The following is an 18,439-nucleotide window of genomic DNA, read 5'->3' as shown; positions in this document are numbered from 1 at the left end:
AAGTTTCAGCGACTTGCCAATAAAAATCTGCCCTTAATCAGTGAGAGTCAAACTCACTTTTCAGGGCAGATGATAAAAGTGCGGTATTTTTTTATGAAGTTTTTAATTATTCTTCGATAGAACGTAATAATTCGTTAATACCTACTTTACCTAAAGTTTTTGCATCCACTTTTTTCACGATCACGGCGCAATATAAGCTATATTTTCCACATTTTGATGGAAGGCTACCTGATACCACTACAGAACCTGCTGGTACACGGCCGTAGTGAATTTCACCGGTTTCACGATCATAAATTTTGGTTGATTGACCGATGAATACGCCCATTGAGATAACACAGCCATCTTCAACAATCACGCCTTCCACCACTTCTGAACGTGCACCGATAAAGCAGTTATCACCGATAATGGTTGGGTTAGCTTGCAATGGTTCTAATACGCCGCCGATGCCCACACCACCCGATAAATGCACATTTTTACCAATTTGTGCGCATGAACCTACCGTTGCCCAAGTATCTACCATGGTGCCTTCGCCAACGTAAGCACCAATGTTTACATAAGATGGCATTAATACGCAGTTTTTAGAAATGTATGCTCCTTTACGCACCGTTGCTGAAGGCACAACGCGGAAACCTTCTTCAGCAAAACGTGCTTCAGTGTAATCCGCAAATTTTAATGCCACTTTGTCGTAATATTTTGTTTCTGCGCCGTCAATGATTTGGTTGTCATTAATACGGAATGAAAGTAAAACCGCTTTTTTTAACCATTGATGTGTTACCCATTCGCCATCAATTTTTTCGGCAACACGATATTTTCCAGAATCTAATCCTTCGATCACTTCTTCAATTGCCGCACGCGTTTTTGCATCAACAGTTTTCGGTGTAATTTCTGCACGTTTCTCAAATGCAGCTTCAATAATTGCTTGTAAATTTGACATAGAACTTCCTATATATGTTGTGAATAAAACGGCGTTAGTTTTACCATATTTTAAACGGGCAAGCAAAACACCGAAAAAAATCACCGCACTTTGTAGAAACAAAACTGCGGTGATAATAAAAAGTTGGTTTGATTAAAAGATTGAAAGTGCAAGCCCCACGACAACAGACATACTAAAAACAACCATAATCATTGCATAACCAAAATCGCTCATTTTGTTCTCCTCATAAAAAATAACGCAGACATTCTAGCAAGAATAATACGAAAAAATCACTTCTTTTTATAAAAAATTTGCAATAAAGATGACTAAATTCTCAACAAACCTTTATAATAGGAAAAATTTTTTAGGGATTTAAATATATGGCAACAATTAAAGATGTGGCAAAAATGGCTGGCGTGTCCACCACAACCGTATCTCATGTTATTAATAAAACCCGCTTCGTTGCAAAAGATACGGAAGAAGCGGTGTTATCCGCAATTAAACAACTTAATTATTCCCCTAGTGCTGTGGCGCGCAGTTTGAAAGTCAATACCACCAAATCCATCGGAATGATTGTGACGACCAGTGAAGCACCGTATTTTGCGGAGATTATTCATTCAGTCGAAGAACATTGCTATCGACAAGGTTATTCTTTATTTTTGTGTAACACACAAAATGATCCTGAAAAAGTCAAAAACCATTTGGAAATGTTGGCGAAAAAACGGGTTGATGGTTTGCTGGTGATGTGTTCTGAATATACGCAAGACTCCTTGGATTTGCTTTCATCATTTTCCACTATTCCAATGGTTGTAATGGATTGGGGCCCAAATGCTAATACCGATGTGATTGATGATCATAGTTTTGATGGCGGATATTTAGCAACCAAACACCTCATTGAGTGCGGTCATAAAAAAATCGGGATTATCTGCGGTGAACTCAATAAAACTACGGCAAAAACGCGTTATGAAGGCTTTTTAAAAGCGATGGCAGATGCGAATCTTGAGGTGCGTGAATCTTGGATTTTCGAAGGTGCATTTGAGCCTGAAGATGGTTATGAATGTATGAATCGCTTGCTGGCGCAAGAGGAATTACCAACTGCCCTATTCTGTTGTAACGATGTGATGGCGCTCGGTGCAATTTCTGCACTGACAGAAAAAGGCTTACGCGTGCCAGATGATATATCCATTATCGGCTATGATGATATTCATGCTTCACGTTTCTATGCGCCACCATTAACCACCATTCACCAATCGAAGCTACGGTTAGGCAGACAGGCGGTGAATATTTTATTAGAGCGTATTAGTCAAAAAGATCAAGGCGTTCAGCAATATAGTCGTATTGACATTGGCCCTGAGCTTATTATTCGAAAATCCGTTAAATCAATTTTATAAAACTTATTAAAAATAAACCGCACTTTTTAAACAATCCATAAAAAGTGCGGTTCTTTTTTATCTATTTTTTAGCTTTTCTTGATTATTTTCAAGGTTTCCTTGAATAGCATTTGCCCTCCACCCTATTTTTAGTTATATCTATCGCCAACTGACAAATTTTATTTTTTAATTTTAGGAGTTCCTATGACACAAGAGTACCGCACTCTGCGCAATAACATTAGTATGTTAGGGCGTTTTCTCGGAGAAACAATCAATGATGCCCAAGGTGCCGATATTCTCGAATTAATCGAAAATATTCGTAAACTTTCTCGTAATTCTCGTGCGGGTGATGATAAAGCAAGACAAGAATTGCTCGACACGCTCGGTAGTATTTCTAATGAAAATATTATTCCTGTCGCACGTGCTTTCAGCCAATTTTTAAACCTCACGAATATTGCGGAACAATATCAAACGATTTCGCGTGAACATTCTCTTGCTCAAAGTTCTTCTCAATCCCTAAGTGAACTTTTCAAACGCTTAAAAGAACAAAATGCTTCTGTGGAAGATGTGCATAAAACCGTCGAAAAATTATTAATTGAGCTTGTTCTGACTGCACATCCAACAGAAACAACACGTCGTTCACTCATTCATAAACATATTGAAATCAATAAATGTTTAAGCAAGCTAGAACATCATGATTTAACAGAGAAAGAACGCAATATTATTGAGCGTCTCTTGCTTCGCTTAATCGCTGAAGCATGGCATACCAACGAAATTCGTACTGTTCGTCCAACACCATTTGATGAAGCAAAATGGGGCTTTGCGATGTTGGAAAATAGTTTGTGGCAAGCTGTGCCAGAGTTTTTACGCCAACTCAACGAAACCGCTCGTGAATTTTTAGGTTACGATTTGCCAGTAGGATTAAAACCTGTGCGTATTTCCTCTTGGATGGGTGGCGACCGTGATGGAAATCCATTTGTCACCGCACAAATCACCAAAAAAGTGCTTTATTTTGCCCGTTGGAAAGCGGCGGATTTATTCTTACAAGACATCAGCAAATTAGCTGATGAACTTTCAATGGTGAAATGTAGCGATGAATTTCGTGCTAAATACGGTGATCATTTAGAACCCTATCGCTTTGTGGTGAAAAATTTACGCAATCAGCTTACGGCAACATTAGCTTATTTTGATGATCATCTATCAGATCGCACACCGCGCGTATCCGAAAGCGAAATTATTTTGGAAGATAATCAACTTTGGGAACCGCTTTACGATTGTTATCAATCTTTAATTCAATGCGGTATGCGCATTATTGCAAATGGTTCATTGTTGGATATTTTGCACCGTATTAGTTGTTTTGGCGTGACACTTTCTCAAATGGATATTCGCCAAGAAAGCACACGTCACACCGATGCGATTGCTGAAATCACGCGCTATATTGGTTTAGGTGATTACTCTCAATGGACAGAAGACGATAAACAAGCTTTCTTAATTCGGGAATTAAGCTCACGCCGTCCATTAATTCCGCAAAACTGGACGCCATCGCCTGAAACCAAAGAAATTTTAGATACTTGCAAAGTCATTGCTCAACAAAAACAAGGTGTCATTGCGTGTTATGTTATTTCGATGGCACGTAGCGCATCTGATGTTTTAGCCGTTCATTTACTCTTAAAAGAAGCGGGCGTGCCATATCATATTCCTGTCGTGCCATTATTTGAAACCTTAGACGATTTAGATGCAGCCGAAAAAGTGATGACTCAACTTTTCAATGTGGGTTGGTACCGTGGCGTGATCAATAATCGTCAAATGGTGATGATTGGCTATTCAGATTCCGCCAAAGATGCGGGAATGATGGCTGCCTCTTGGGCGCAATACCGTGCACAAGAAGCCTTAGTGAATTTAACAGAAAAACTTGGCATTGAACTCACTTTATTCCACGGACGTGGTGGCACAATTGGTCGTGGCGGTGCGCCAGCACATGCGGCATTACTTTCTCAACCACCTCGTTCACTAAAAAATGGTTTACGTGTAACAGAACAAGGCGAAATGATTCGCTTCAAACTGGGTTTACCGGCTGTGGCGGTAGAAACCTTTGATCTCTACGCCAGTGCCATTTTAGAAGCAAATCTGTTACCACCACCAGAACCGAAACCAGAATGGCGCACTATAATGGACGAGCTTTCCACGATTTCTTGCGATATTTATCGTGGCGTGGTTTGTGGTGATAAAGATTTTGTTCCTTATTTCCGTAGTGCGACACCCGAACAGGAACTCTCCAAACTGCCACTTGGCTCTCGCCCAGCAAAACGTAATCCAAATGGCGGCGTGGAAAGTTTACGTGCCATTCCTTGGATTTTTGCGTGGATGCAAAATCGATTAATGCTGCCCGCTTGGCTAGGCGCGGGTGCCTCTATCCGTCAGATTATTGAACAAGGCAAAGACGATATCATTCATGAAATGTGCGAAAACTGGCCGTTCTTTTCAACGCGAATCGGAATGTTGGAAATGGTATTTAGTAAATCGGATACTTGGCTTTCCCAACAATATGATCAACGATTGGTGAAAAAAGAGCTTTGGTATTTAGGCGAAAATTTACGTAAGCAACTTGAAGATGATATTCAAACTGTGCTTTCACTTTCTCACCAAAGTGAATTGATGTCTGATTTACCTTGGATTGCAGATTCAATCGCATTGCGTAATATCTACACGGATCCGCTCAATCTACTGCAAGTGGAATTGCTTCACCGTTTCCGTGAAAATCCAGAGCAAGTAAATCCCGATGTGGAACAAGCATTGATGATTACCATCACAGGTATCGCAGCTGGGATGCGCAATACGGGCTAGAAAGATGAAAAAAGTGCGGAAAATTTTCCGCACTTTTTTATTCAAATCGATCACTTAATAAAAATTGTAAAACTGCGTCCATTCTCAAATGGGGAATAGTTTCGCCATGTTCTAAAGGCTGAGGTTCAAAACTATCGAAATCAAAGTGCGGTTGTTTTTGCCAAAATTCTGTTCTTGGTAATTTACTTGGCACCGTTCCTGGATAAAGCGTAATCGGTTGTTTATCAATAGAACGAATCCCTTGAATCGCTTTTATTTCTTTTCCTTGCTGATTTACAATCACTTGCTTTGTGGTACGAACAGCCGCAATGGCAGTGTATTCCGTGTCTATTCCTTCAAATTCCACATGACGCCCCCCCTCTTGCACAATTTGGCGCATTAAACTCACTAAATTAGGAATTTGATCACGAGTAATATGATCCGCCTTCGTCGCAACAAACATTAATCGATCAATTCTCGGAGAAAACAAACGATGAAGAAAATTTCTGCTGCCATAATGGAAATTATTAAATAACTGGTTTAAACCCATTTGCATATCTAAAAAGGCTTGCTGACTGTGATTTAAAGGCGTTAAACAATCCGCCAAAATAACTTGACGATCAAAGGTAGAAAAATAATTTTCGTAAAAACCTTTCACAATTTTATTGCGATAATAATCATAACGTTTTGTCAGCACGGCAAAATAGCTATTCGATTTAGCTGTTTTTTTCAAGGTTTTCCACTGTTCTTCTGAAAGATGAATTAATGGAAAAAATTGTAATGCGGGCGCGCCCTCTAAATCACTCGGTAATACAAATCGCCCAGGCTGAATAAATTGCATGCCTTGCGACTTACATTGGTGTAAATAATCCGTATAACTTTTCGCTATCTTAGCTAAAACATCTTCATTTGCGACCGCACTTAAATCCAAATCCTGCAACATGGAAAACCAATTCAGCGCCAATTCTTCACGAACGCCAGTTGTGACCTTGATTTGCTCTTGTGACCATTGTTGAAAATCTAGATTTAATAACGGCAAATCGAGCAGCCACTCCCCCGGATAATCAAAAATATCCAGATAAAGCGTGCCGCGTTCTTTCAAATGGCGTAGCAAGCCAGATTGACGTTGAAAACGAATTGCTAAACGCGTTTCACTCACGCCACGAGTAGATTCAAACCATTGCGGCGGATTTTGTGACAAATCATTTAAATTACTTTCATAATCAAAACGTGGCACGCTGAGATCTTGTTGAGATACTCGTTTTACCGCCAAGATCGCACCATTTCTAGCTGCTTCAAATAATGGCAAATGCTGTGATGAATTTTGATTAATGGAGAGAAGTTGATTGATTAAACTTGTAATAAACGCCGTTTTTCCACTCCGACTTAACCCTGTTACCGCCAAGCGCAAAGTGCGGTCAAAACCACGATTAATAATTTGATTGATTTCGTTTTGAACCCTATTAAACATTCAATATCCTAGCCATTTTTACTAATATGCCTTACAATTTGGCACATAATTTATCACAATGCATTTGTTATGTTACGCAAAAATCTTACGTTTTTCTGTTTTCTATTTGGTATTGGCTTGAATTCCCAACTTCAAGCGGCTCCGCGCGTACCAGAACACCTCACAGAAAACGGATTAACTTATTGTACTAACGCCTCTGGATTTTCTTTTAATCCGCAAACTGCTGACGCTGGCACAAGTATGAATGTCGTCACAGAGCAAATTTATAACAAACTTTTTGAAATAAAAAACCATAGTGCGAACGTTACACCCGTGCTTGCGCAATCCTATTCAATTTTACCAGATAACAAAGAAATTTTGATTAATTTACGCCGCGGGGTGAAATTCCATCATACGCCTTGGTTTACCCCAACTCGTGATTTTAATGCGGAAGATGTGGTGTTTTCAATTAATCGTGTGTTGGGTCATGACACCTACTTGCCAACCTTAGCGGAAACCGCAATTACCTATAAAAACCCACAATATAAAGTGTTTCACGAGCAAGCAAGAAAAGTTCGCTTTCCTTATTTTGATAGCATTAAACTTAATGAAAAAATCAAATCTGTAACCGCACTTTCACCTTACCAAGTGAAAATAGAATTGTTTGAGCCAGATTCATCGATCTTGTCTCATCTTGCCAGCCAATATGCGATTATTTTTTCACAAGAATATGCCTATCAATTAAGTGCTGACGATAATCTCACTCAATTAGATACTCACCCAGTGGGCACAGGGCCTTATCAAGTAAAAGATTATGTGTATAACCAATATGTTCGCCTAGTACGTAACGAAAACTATTGGAAAAAAGAAGCAAAAATTGAAAATATTATCGTGGATTTATCTACCGATAGAAACGGGCGACTCGTCAAATTTTTCAATAATGAATGTCAAATAGCCTCTTATCCTGAAGTGAGCCAAATTGGCTTATTAAAGAGCGATGATAAGCACTACTATATGCAATCCACTGACGGAATGAATTTGGCATATCTTGCCTTCAATTTTGAAAAACCATTGATGCAGGATCGTACCATTCGAGAAGCTATCTCACAAAGTTTGAACCGCGCACGTATTATTCACAACATCTATCACAATACTGCCACAGTGGCAAATAATATTATTCCTGAAATATCTTGGGCTTCTAGCGTAAACACGCCAGAATTTGACTTTGATTACAGTCCAAAAGTCGCGAAGAAAAAATTAGAAAATAAACATCTTTCGCTCAATTTATGGGTGATTAATGAAGAACAAATGTATAACCCTGCACCTTTTAAAATGGCGGAAATGATTAAATCCGATTTGGATCAAGTCGGTGTGAAAGTGAAAGTGCGGACAGTGACACGCACATTTTTGAGTGAGCAACTTCGTAATAAATCAGAAAATTACGATTTAATTTTAGCTGGATGGTTAGCAGGAAATCTTGATCCTGATGGATTTATGCGCCCTATTTTGAGCTGTAATACACAAAATGAAATCACAAATTTATCTAACTGGTGTAACGAAGAATTTAATCATTTAATGGATCGCGCGATTGCCACCTCTAATTTATCTGAACGGGCGCGTGCTTATAATGATGCTCAAGAACTGATTCTACATGAATTGCCGATTATCCCTATCGCAAATGTAAAACGTATTTTGGTGGCAAATAGCCAAGTAAAAGGCGTGGAAATGACACCGTTCGGTAGCCTTAACTTTTCGGACTTACGCTTACACAAGGAGAAACCCTAATGTTGTGGTCTGTTATTCGCCATACCCTTTGGGTAACCTTGCTTTTGCTTGTGTTATCTTTGCTAAGTTTCGTGATTTTATTGCGAGATCCGCTTAATGCAGATCTCGTCACGCACAATATTTACACCAGTTATTTTAATTATTTAAGCACCTTATTACATGGCGATTTTGGCATTACTTATAACGGTGGAAAATCGCTGATAGATTTAATTTTAACGGTGCTTCCACCCACATTAGAGCTCTGTTTTACCGCACTTTTATTGGCATTCATTCTCGGCGTGCCGCTTGGCATTATAAGTGCGGTCAATTCTCAGCATATTTTTGCTAAGAGTTTAAAAAGTTTATCTTATGTTGGTTTGTCGATCCCGATATTTTGGCTCGCGCCGATTTTACTTTATGTGGCAGCGGTGAATCATTGGGAAATCGCTTCTATTGGGCAATACAATTTACTCTATGAAATAAAACCGATTACCGGTTTTCCTGTCATTGATGTTTGGTTTATAGATGTGCCTTATCGCACCAAAATTGTACAAAATGTTTTGCAACATTTAGCCTTACCGACACTGGTACTTTGCATTTTACCAACAATGGAAATTATCCGAATTATTCAACAACGAGCAGAATATGTTTTGAACCAAAATTTTGCCAAAGTTGCCACAACACGGGGTTGGTCAAAATGGAAAATTCTCCATCAATATGTATTCCGTAATACGTTTCCTCTACTTGTTCCACAAGTACCTCGCGTGTTTACCCTAGTATTAACTCAATGTATGTTGGTAGAAACCGCTTTAGGTTGGCCTGGAATTGGTCGCTGGCTGATCGATGCCGTAACACAACAAGATTACAATAGTATTTCTGCGGGTGTAGTTGTTATTGGAGTTTGTATTATTTTGATCGACACATTCATTAAAGCGCTTACTTTCGTGCTCGATCCATTTAAAAAGAAAGGTTGGTATGCAAGATAAAGAACCTGAAGAATTTCGAGAAAATACCTCAATATTCCAAATTTGGCTACTATTTCGCAAAAATACCATTGCGTTGTTCAGCTTTTATCTATTAACGTTGTTAATTCTAACCGCACTTTTCAGCGGTTGGATCGCGCCCTATGCTCATAATATGCAGTTTGTCGGACAAGAATTAATGCCACCATCTTGGGTAGAAAAAGGTCAAATTGCCTTTTTCTTTGGTACTGATGATTTAGGCCGTGATGTACTAAGTCGACTAATTATGGGCACAAGTTACACTATTGGATCATCATTGCTAGTCGTACTTGCAGTTGCCTTAATTGGTGGAACCCTTGGCATTGTTGCTGGTATGTTGAAAGGCCTAAAAGCGCGTTTTGTTGGTCATATTTTCGATGCTTTTTTATCGCTCCCTATTCTGCTCATTGCTATCGTAATTTCCACTCTGATGGAACCGAGTTTATTGAATGCAATGTTCGCAACACTTTTAGCGATATTGCCCTATTTCATCCATGCAATTTATCGAGCCATTCAACAAGAATTAAAAAAAGATTATGTGCTCATGTTAAAACTTGAAGGTATTTCTAACTGGGAATTATTAAAAAGTACTATTTTGCCAAATATCACCGTAATCTATGTTCAAGAAATTGCACGCGCATTTATTGTCGCCATATTGGATATTAGCGCCTTGAGTTTTATTTCCCTTGGCGCACAACGACCAACCCCAGAATGGGGTGCAATGATTCGAGATTCTTTAGAATTACTCTATCTTGCACCTTGGACGGTATTACTCCCTGGCTTTGCAATTATTTTTACCATTTTATTAAGCATTATTTTTAGCAATGGCTTAACTAAAGCTATCAACCAATATTACGAATAATTTATGGCACTACTAGACATCCGTAACCTAAATATCGAAATACAAACCTCAAATGGCCTCGTTAAGATTGTGGACGGCGTAAATTTATCGGTCAATGAAGGGGAAATCTGTGGGCTTGTTGGCGAATCAGGTTCTGGTAAAAGTTTAATCGCCAAAGTAATTTGTAATGCCATCAAAGAAAACTGGATTATTACCGCAGATCGCTTTCGCTTTCATGATGTAGAGTTACTAAAACTCAGTCCCAATAAACGTCGAAAACTGGTCGGCAAAGAAATATCCATGATTTTCCAAGATCCCCTTTCTTGTCTTGATCCAAGCCGGAAAATTGGTAAACAATTAATCCAAAATATCCCGAATTGGACATTTAAAGGCAAATGGTGGCAATGGTTTGGTTGGAAAAAACGCCGTGCCGTTGAATTATTGCATCGTGTAGGGATAAAAGAACACAAAGACATTATGGCAAGCTATCCTAATGAATTAACGGAAGGTGAAGGACAAAAAGTCATGATTGCTATCGCAGTGGCAAACCAGCCCCGCTTGCTCATTGCCGATGAACCGACTAATGCATTAGAAGCAACAACAGCATTACAGGTATTTCGATTACTTTCGAGTATGAACAAAAACCAAGGTACAACCGTTTTATTGGCTAGCAATGACATCAGAAGTATTAGTGAATGGTGCGATCAGATTTCTGTACTCTATTGCGGGCAAAATACGGAATCAGGTCCAACACAAATGTTGCTTGAAAGTCCTCATCATCCTTACACACAAGCATTGATTAATGCCGTACCCGATTTTACGCAGCCTTTAGGATTTAAAACCAAACTAAGCACCTTAGAAGGTACCGTGCCAATTTTAGAACAAATGCCTATTGGTTGCCGTCTTGGTCCTCGTTGTCCTTTTGCACAGAAAAAATGTATTGAAAAACCAACTCGATTCAAAATAAAACAACATGAATTTTCTTGCCATTATCCAATTAATTTACGCGAGAAAACCTTCAAAGAAAAAGCAATGAGTACACCATTAACACTTGCAAGCAAAGGAAATGAATAATGCCGTTATTACAAGTAGAAGATTTGACGAAAACCTTTAAAGGTCGCAAACGTTTATTTGGCACGAGTGACTTTAATGCGGTAGAAAATGTAAGTTTTTCTCTTGAACGCCAACAAACCTTAGCAATTATCGGCAAAAATGGTTCTGGGAAATCAACGTTAGTAAAAATGATCGCAGGCATTACACAGCCCACTTCTGGCAGAATTTTATTTAACGATCATAAATTGCAATTTGAGGATTTTCAATACCGCGCGCAACATATTCGAATGGTGTTCCAAGATGCAAATTCAGCGTTTAATCCTCGCTTAAATATCGGTGAGGCATTAGATGCGCCACTACGTTTAGCAACAGATTGGGATGAAGAACGTCGCAATCAAAAAATCTTTGAAACACTGTTACTTGTAGGGCTTTACCCCGATTACACAAATCTAAAAATCAAAAATCTTTCTATCAGCCAAAAACAGCGTGTCGCTTTGGCTCGCGCGCTGATTTTAGAACCTGAGATAATCATTATAGATGATGCTCTTGGCAATCTAGATGCTTCAGTACGCATTCAGCTACTAAATTTAACCCTTGATCTGCAGCAACGTTTAGGTATCTCTTACATTTATGTAGGGCAAGACCTCGGCGTGATTAAACATATTGCAGACACAGTCATCGTGATGGATAAAGGGAAAATGATAAAGAGCGGTACGCCTAAAACGCTATTTACCGATCCTCAAACAGATGTAACTGGCCGTTTAGTGGAAAGTTATTTTGGAAAAATTTTGGATGAAAGTGCTTGGGTAAAGGAAACTCATACTAACTAAGGAAAGAAAAAATGAACACTCGTCCCTTTTATTTCGGACTTATATTTATCGCGATTATCGCTGTACTTGCTAGCTACTTAGGGAGTACCGACTTTTCTCATCACTATCATATCAGTGCCTTAATTATTGCCATCTTGCTGGGAATGGTAATCGGCAATACCATTTACCCGCAATTTTCTGCACAAGTGGAAAAAGGTGTATTATTTGCGAAAGGTCCTCTTCTTCGCACCGGCATTGTGCTATATGGTTTTCGCCTAACTTTTGGCGATATCGCCGATGTTGGCTTAAATGCTGTCGTCACTGATGCAATCATGCTGATTTCAACCTTTTTTCTTACCGCACTTTTGGGCATTCGTTATCTAAAAATGGATAAACAATTAGTTTATCTCACTGGGGCTGGATGTAGTATTTGTGGTGCGGCAGCGGTTATGGCGGCAGAGCCTGTTACCAAAGCAGAATCTCATAAAGTTTCAGTGGCGATTGCCGTAGTGGTCATTTTCGGGACGCTTTCTATTTTTACTTATCCATTTTTCTACACCTGGTCACAAAATTTAATTAACGCTCATCAATTCGGCATTTATGTGGGCTCTAGCGTACATGAAGTGGCTCAAGTTTACGCTATCGGGGGAAATATAGATCCTATCGTGGCGAATACCGCCGTCATTACCAAAATGATCCGAGTAATGATGCTCGCACCATTTTTATTAATGCTTTCTTGGTTATTAACGCGTAGTAATGAGGTATCAGAAAATACGTCACACAAAATTACAATTCCTTGGTTTGCTGTACTTTTTATTGGCGTTGCCATTTTTAATTCTTTTGATTTATTACCAAAAGAACTCGTGAAATTATTAGTTGAAATCGATTCTTTCTTATTAATTTCAGCGATGGCTGCGCTCGGCTTAACTACGCAATCAAGCGCAATAAAGAAAGCAGGACTAAAACCTCTGATTTTAGGGATACTGATTTATTTATGGCTAGTGATTGGTGGATTTTTAGTGAACTATGGAATATCAAAATTAATATAAAATTCACTTAAGATTGACCGCACTTTTAAAGTGCGGTCTTTTTTTATGAAGAATATTTTCAGATATGGTGATTTAAAACATGAAATGACGCTTTATTCCAAAGTGCGATTTAATAAACCATCCTCTAAAAATAAAGGACCAATTGGGCGTTTAGGAATATCAAACTTTTGTGGATAAATCACATCCACCAAATACAATCCATCAGGTTTTGCTGTTGGTGCGGCAAGCTGACGATTTTTCTGCTTAAGTAGCCATTGCATCCATTCAATCGGCTGATTTCTAGCACCGACCTCAATCAAACTTCCCACAATATTGCGCACCATATGATGCACAAAAGCATTCGCTTGAATATCAACAATAATATATTTTCCGATACGAGACACATTCAAATGATGCACATTACGCCAAGGCGTATGAGACTGACATTGTGCAGCGCGGAAAGAGGAAAAATCATGTTCCCCTAATAAACATTGCCCTGCTTGATGCATTTTTTCGGCATCTAAATCTAAATGGCAATGAGTTATTCCCCCCGCTAAAATCGCAGAGCGTAATTTATTACAATAAAGAATATAGCGGTAACGGCGTGCTGTTGCAGAAAATCTTGCATGGAATTCATCATCGACTTGTTTTGCCCAACTCACTGCAATGTCATCGGGTAAATGAGCATTCGTACCAAAAGCCCAAGCCTTCTCTGGACGAACCGCATTCGTTTCAAAATGAATAACCTGCCCCGTTCCACTCACACCAGAATCCGTTCTGCCAGCACAAAATATGTCAATTTTTTCATTCGCAATACAAGAAAGCGCCTTTTCTAATTCTTCTTGTACACTGCGGACTTTTTCTTGTCTCTGCCAACCATAATAATTTTGTCCGTTATACTCAATGCCTAATGCGATTTTCATTTTTTACCTTTTGGCTTAATAAAGTGCGGTTATGGTAGCTCAAGTTTATTTGGAGCGCAAATTCACAAAATCGCTCCAGAATTAATTAACAAATAAGTGATAGCTTCTAAAAATTACAGCAATAAATGTGACATTTTTGTGATAAAGATCTCATTCTGATAATCTATCATTAGAGTTTACACTCCAAATTCCCTATAATTAATCAACGCATTATGAAAAACTAAAAGGAAAATTATGAAAACATTGAGTGAATTTATCGTTGAACGCCAAGCAGAATACCCAAATGCAAAAGGGGAATTGAGTGGTATTTTGTCGTCAATTCGTCTTTTAGCGAAAATTATTCACCGAGATATTAATAAAGCAGGCTTAACAAATATTCTCGGCCAATCAGGTGTTGAAAACGTACAAGGCGAAAGTCAAATGAAACTTGATTTATTCGCCCATAACACGATGAAAGCGGCATTAATGGCACGTGAAGAAGTGGCTGGGTTTGCATCTGAAGAAGAAGAAAGTTTTATCGCATTTGATACGGAACGTGGGCGCAATGCAAAATACATTATTTTAACTGATCCCCTTGATGGTTCTTCAAATATTGATGTAAACGTATCCGTCGGTACGATTTTCTCTATTTACCGCCGCGTATCTCCAATTGGCACTCCAGTCACCTTAGAAGATTTCTTACAACCAGGGAATAAACAAGTTGCCGCAGGTTATATTGTTTACGGATCATCAACTATGTTGGTATATACCACTGGTAATGGGGTTAACGGCTTTACTTATGACCCATCAATCGGTACATTCTGTCTATCACATGAAAATATGCAAATGCCAAAAACTGGCCGTATTTATTCCATTAATGAAGGGCAATACCTCAAATTCCCACAAGGTGTGAAAAAATATATTAAATATTGCCAAGAAGAAGACAAAGTGACTCATCGCCCTTACGCCTCTCGCTATATTGGTTCACTTGTAGCAGACTTTCACCGCAACTTATTAAAAGGCGGCATTTATATTTACCCAAGTGCAACTAACTATCCAAATGGCAAACTTCGTTTATTATATGAAGGCAATCCAATTGCATTTTTAGCGGAGCAAGCGGGCGGTGTCGCAACGGATGGTTATCGCCGAATTTTAGATATCGAACCAACCGCACTTCATGAACGCGTTCCACTATTTGTTGGTTCAGAAGATATGGTGAAAAAAGCACAAGAAATGATGGAAGAATTTAAAGAATAATAAAAATCTCCTCGATTAAAAGGGGAGATTTCTATCAATGAACTGATCAAAAAAACCGAACTTAATGTTCGGTTTTCTTTTTCATTACATGATACGACGCGATTGAGTGTAAGTTCTAGCCCAGTATTCTTCATCAAGGGAACTTATCGTCACACCTTGCCCTGTACTTGCGTGCATAAATTGGTTGTTACCAATATAAACACCGACATGGTTATTTTTACGGAAGAATACTAAATCGCCTTTTTTCAACTCTGATTTACTAATTTGTTTACCTAAATAACGCTGTTCAGCCGTAGAACGAGGCAATTCAATACCAAAGGCTTCAGAAAAAGTTGTTTGCATAAATGCAGAACAATCAATACCACGTTTAGTTGTACCGCCCATACGATAACTAGTGCCTACCCATTCATTGTAAACACCAGCTAAAGCCTTATCTCCCATCAATGCAGATGAACGGTTTGTTCTCACTTTGTGGAAAATACTTGCGCGATTACCTTTTTCTAAATGATTAATCAAACCGGTTAATTGAGCATCATCACTTTCTGAAATAACTTGATGATTTGCCGTTCGAGGACCATTAGAACAAGCAGTTGCGAGCGTCGCTAAACCGATAATAACTAAAATTCTTTTCAACATAATTTAAAATAATTAAAAGATATAAAAATTCAATTCTGCCCGAGACTATCAAAATTTGAATGAAATTGCCAGTAAAAATCCAATTTTAATGGGATTTTTGTGATCTTTTGCGCAATTTTGGTTTAATTTGTACCACCCACGGTAATTTCATCAATTTTTAGTGCGGGCTGTCCAACACCAACTGGCACACTTTGCCCTTCTTTACCACAAACTCCGATACCTAAATCAAGTTCTGATTTATCTGCAACCATAGAAATCTTTTGCATCACTTCAATGCCACTGCCAATTAAAGTTGCGCCCTTCACAGGTTTCGTAATTTTTCCTTTTTCAATTAAATAAGCTTCTGAAGTGGAAAATACAAATTTACCAGACGTAATATCCACTTGACCGCCACCAAAGTGCGGTGCATAAATCCCCTGTTCTACAGAAGCAATCAAATCATCAAACTGACTTTGTCCAGAAAGCATATAGGTGTTAGTCATTCTAGGCATTGGTAAGTGGGCATAAGACTCTCGACGGCCATTCCCTGTTGGTGCTACGCCCATCAAACGGGCATTCATTTTATCTTGCATGTAACCCTGCAAAATCCCGTCTTTGATGAGTACATTGCACTGGCTTGGTACACCTTCATCATCAATAGTCAATGATCCTCGACGATTTTCAATCGTGCCATCATCCACAATCGTACATAACGGTGAAGTCACTTGTTCACCAATCTTGCCTGTGAAAAGTGAACTTTCTTTACGATTAAAATCCCCTTCTAAACCGTGCCCTACAGCCTCGTGTAACAACACACCAGGCCAACCCGCACCTAATACAACTGGCATTAATCCTGCAGGTGCTGCAACTGCACTAAGGTTTACTAAAGCTTGACGAACCGCTTCTTTAGCAAATCGTACTGCTCTAATATCGCCATCAATCACTTCAAAGAACCAATCTAAACCGAAACGCCCACCAGAACCACAACTTCCTCGTTCACGTTTTCCATTTTTCTCTACTAACACAGAAATAGATAAGCGAACTAAAGGACGAATATCTGCAGCTAACGTACCATCCGTCGCCATGACTAATATTTCCTCATAAACGGAACTAAGACTTGCTGATACGCGGGTTACTCGATGGTCTTCCGCGCGTGCTGTACGATCAACCAAATGTAATAGCTCAATTTTTTTCTCTTTAGTCAAACTTTCCAAAGGATTAATCTCTGCATAACGAGCAATAGGATTTACAACATTAAAAGCGGATGGCGAAATCAAATTTCCCTGTTTTACTTGCGCAATCCCCTTTACCGCCTCCGCACATTGCTGCAAAGAAGCAAGATTAATTTGATCAGAATAAGCAAAGCCTGTTTTCTCACCAGAAACTGCCCGCACGCCAACACCACGATCAATATGAAAACCGCCTTCTTTTATAATGCCATCTTCCAATACCCAACTTTCATCTTGGCTAAGTTGAAAATACAAATCAGCATAGTCAATATTACGATGCGACATCATGTCGAAAATATTGAGCAATGCTTTAGTTGAAAGATTACTTGGTGTCAGTAATGTATTTGAAACTTGGTTTAACATATTTTTTCCAGTCTAAAAGTAAATATTTTGTAATAGCTCATATCTATTTAGTGCAACAGCACAGATTAAAATCGGATGAATAAAGTGCGGCTGATTTTGAGGTTACTTTTCCAAATGCGCTAATCCAAATTGATACAAAGCATTCTTCTTATAACCATACAACTCAGCAACAATAGCCGCCGCTTTTTTCAGCGGTAATTCCTCTGCAATTAATTCAAGCGCCTTCACCGCTTGTGGGGAGATTTCATCGTTATTGTCAGACTTTGGTTTGCCTTCCACAATCAAAACCATCTCGCCTTTTGTACGATTGGGATCTTCTAAAAGCCATTCTCGTAAATTTTTAATCGTATTACCCGTAATCGTTTCCCAAGTTTTAGTAATTTCACGGGCTAACACAATGTATCGTTCTTCCCCTAACACCGATTGCATATCTTCTAGCGTATCTAAAATACGGTGAGTGGATTCATAAAAAATCAAAGTGCGGTCTTCTTCTGAGATATTTTCTAATTTATCTTTGCGCGCTTTACTTTTCGCAGGTAAAAAGCCTTCAAAACAAAATCTATCAGAAGCAATCCCCGATGCGCAAAGTGCGGTAATTGCTGCGCATGCCCCAGGCAAAGGAACAACGCGAATGCCAGCTTCACGGCATTGTCGTACTAAATGAAAACCGGGATCACTAATTAATGGCGTCCCTGCATCAGAAATTAAAGCAATATTGCTACCTTGCTTGAGTTTTTCCACCAAAATATGGGCTTTTTCTTGTTCATTGTGATCATGCAAAGCAAAAAAGGGCTTTTTGATACCGTAATGACTTAATAAAAGGCCACTATGGCGAGTATCTTCTGCTGCAATTAAATCCACTTGAGCAAAAGTATCTAAAGCACGCTGGGTAATATCCTGTAAATTGCCAATCGGCGTGGCAACAATGTATAAAATTCCGGTTAAATCAGTCATTTTTGTTTGCTTTTAAGTTATGAGATAAGTAAGATCTGCCACAACTATTGTCTGTTCATGATGGAGC

At 38.9% G+C, this 18,439-nt stretch carries 15 protein-coding genes; 9 read left to right on the top strand and 6 right to left on the bottom strand.

The window, feature by feature from the left end; genetic code table 11:
- Window positions 1-106 precede the first annotated feature (106 nt).
- Window positions 107-934 (bottom strand): 2,3,4,5-tetrahydropyridine-2,6-dicarboxylate N-succinyltransferase, encoded by an 828-nt coding sequence (dapD, locus tag DV428_RS05405; RefSeq protein WP_114908957.1) that lies wholly within the window; start codon window positions 932-934, stop codon window positions 107-109.
- Window positions 935-1,293: 359 nt separating this feature from the next.
- Between dapD and purR the strand changes: the two genes are divergently transcribed.
- Together purR and ppc are read left to right on the top strand one after the other, a co-directional pair.
- Window positions 1,294-2,304, top strand: a complete 1,011-nt coding sequence (gene purR / locus DV428_RS05400; protein ID WP_114908956.1) for an HTH-type transcriptional repressor PurR — start codon at window positions 1,294-1,296, stop codon at window positions 2,302-2,304.
- A gap of 183 nt (window positions 2,305-2,487) precedes the next feature.
- A complete protein-coding gene (gene ppc / locus DV428_RS05395; protein ID WP_114908955.1) occupies window positions 2,488-5,127 on the top strand; it encodes a phosphoenolpyruvate carboxylase in 2,640 nt (879 codons plus the stop codon).
- A gap of 37 nt (window positions 5,128-5,164) precedes the next feature.
- On the opposite strand, the gene DV428_RS05390 is transcribed toward ppc, so the two are convergent.
- The gene (locus DV428_RS05390; RefSeq protein ID WP_114908954.1) at window positions 5,165-6,577 is read right to left on the bottom strand and encodes a YcjX family GTP-binding protein; all 1,413 of its coding nucleotides are present in this window, start codon (window positions 6,575-6,577) and stop codon (window positions 5,165-5,167) included.
- Window positions 6,578-6,646: 69 nt separating this feature from the next.
- Here DV428_RS05390 and DV428_RS05385 point away from each other — a divergent pair, with 69 nt between their 5' ends.
- From DV428_RS05385 to DV428_RS05360, 6 genes are read left to right on the top strand one after another with little or no spacing between them, the layout of a single operon-like run.
- The gene (locus tag DV428_RS05385) at window positions 6,647-8,341 is read left to right on the top strand and encodes an ABC transporter substrate-binding protein (RefSeq protein WP_114908953.1); all 1,695 of its coding nucleotides are present in this window, start codon (window positions 6,647-6,649) and stop codon (window positions 8,339-8,341) included.
- On the top strand, window positions 8,341-9,306 hold the full coding sequence (locus tag DV428_RS05380) for an ABC transporter permease (RefSeq protein ID WP_114908952.1): 966 nt from the start codon (window positions 8,341-8,343) through the stop codon (window positions 9,304-9,306). The genes DV428_RS05385 and DV428_RS05380 overlap by 1 nt, the downstream gene beginning before the upstream one ends.
- The gene (locus DV428_RS05375; RefSeq protein WP_114908951.1) at window positions 9,296-10,183 is read left to right on the top strand and encodes an ABC transporter permease subunit; all 888 of its coding nucleotides are present in this window, start codon (window positions 9,296-9,298) and stop codon (window positions 10,181-10,183) included. The genes DV428_RS05380 and DV428_RS05375 overlap by 11 nt, the downstream gene beginning before the upstream one ends.
- A gap of 3 nt (window positions 10,184-10,186) precedes the next feature.
- The gene (locus tag DV428_RS05370; RefSeq protein ID WP_114908950.1) at window positions 10,187-11,236 is read left to right on the top strand and encodes a peptide ABC transporter ATP-binding protein; all 1,050 of its coding nucleotides are present in this window, start codon (window positions 10,187-10,189) and stop codon (window positions 11,234-11,236) included.
- Window positions 11,236-12,045 (top strand): peptide ABC transporter ATP-binding protein, encoded by an 810-nt coding sequence (locus tag DV428_RS05365; protein ID WP_114908949.1) that lies wholly within the window; start codon window positions 11,236-11,238, stop codon window positions 12,043-12,045. Before DV428_RS05370 ends, DV428_RS05365 begins: the two co-directional genes overlap by 1 nt.
- 11 nt (window positions 12,046-12,056) lie before the next feature.
- On the top strand, window positions 12,057-13,073 hold the full coding sequence (locus DV428_RS05360; protein ID WP_114908948.1) for a YeiH family protein: 1,017 nt from the start codon (window positions 12,057-12,059) through the stop codon (window positions 13,071-13,073).
- A 92-nt stretch (window positions 13,074-13,165) separates the two neighbouring features.
- Here DV428_RS05360 and truA read toward each other — a convergent pair whose 3' ends face one another.
- Window positions 13,166-13,975 carry a tRNA pseudouridine(38-40) synthase TruA gene (truA, locus tag DV428_RS05355; RefSeq protein ID WP_114908947.1) on the bottom strand — a complete coding sequence of 270 codons (810 nt, stop codon included), beginning with the start codon at window positions 13,973-13,975 and terminating at the stop codon, window positions 13,166-13,168.
- A gap of 234 nt (window positions 13,976-14,209) precedes the next feature.
- Here truA and fbp point away from each other — a divergent pair, with 234 nt between their 5' ends.
- The gene (fbp, locus tag DV428_RS05350; RefSeq protein ID WP_114908946.1) at window positions 14,210-15,211 is read left to right on the top strand and encodes a class 1 fructose-bisphosphatase; all 1,002 of its coding nucleotides are present in this window, start codon (window positions 14,210-14,212) and stop codon (window positions 15,209-15,211) included.
- An 84-nt stretch (window positions 15,212-15,295) separates the two neighbouring features.
- Here the strand turns inward: fbp and DV428_RS05345 are convergent, their stop codons facing one another.
- The 3 genes from DV428_RS05345 to rsmI all read right to left on the bottom strand — a co-directional run bounded on the left by DV428_RS05345 (window position 15,296) and on the right by rsmI (window position 18,372).
- Window positions 15,296-15,847, bottom strand: coding sequence for an NlpC/P60 family protein (locus tag DV428_RS05345; protein WP_114908945.1), 552 nt, complete (start codon window positions 15,845-15,847; stop codon window positions 15,296-15,298).
- A 122-nt stretch (window positions 15,848-15,969) separates the two neighbouring features.
- Window positions 15,970-17,418 (bottom strand): metalloprotease TldD, encoded by a 1,449-nt coding sequence (gene tldD / locus DV428_RS05340; RefSeq protein WP_114908944.1) that lies wholly within the window; start codon window positions 17,416-17,418, stop codon window positions 15,970-15,972.
- A gap of 102 nt (window positions 17,419-17,520) precedes the next feature.
- Complete coding sequence (rsmI, locus tag DV428_RS05335; RefSeq protein ID WP_114908943.1) at window positions 17,521-18,372, bottom strand: 16S rRNA (cytidine(1402)-2'-O)-methyltransferase; 852 nt, start codon at window positions 18,370-18,372, stop codon at window positions 17,521-17,523.
- Window positions 18,373-18,439: the final 67 nt, after the last annotated feature.

The sequence above is a fragment of the Haemophilus haemolyticus genome, assembly GCF_003352385.1.
In the GTDB taxonomy this organism is placed as follows: domain Bacteria; phylum Pseudomonadota; class Gammaproteobacteria; order Enterobacterales; family Pasteurellaceae; genus Haemophilus; species Haemophilus haemolyticus_I.
The sequence above is the reverse complement of the archived record's forward strand: the minus strand, read 5'-3'. Positions and strand labels throughout refer to the sequence as shown.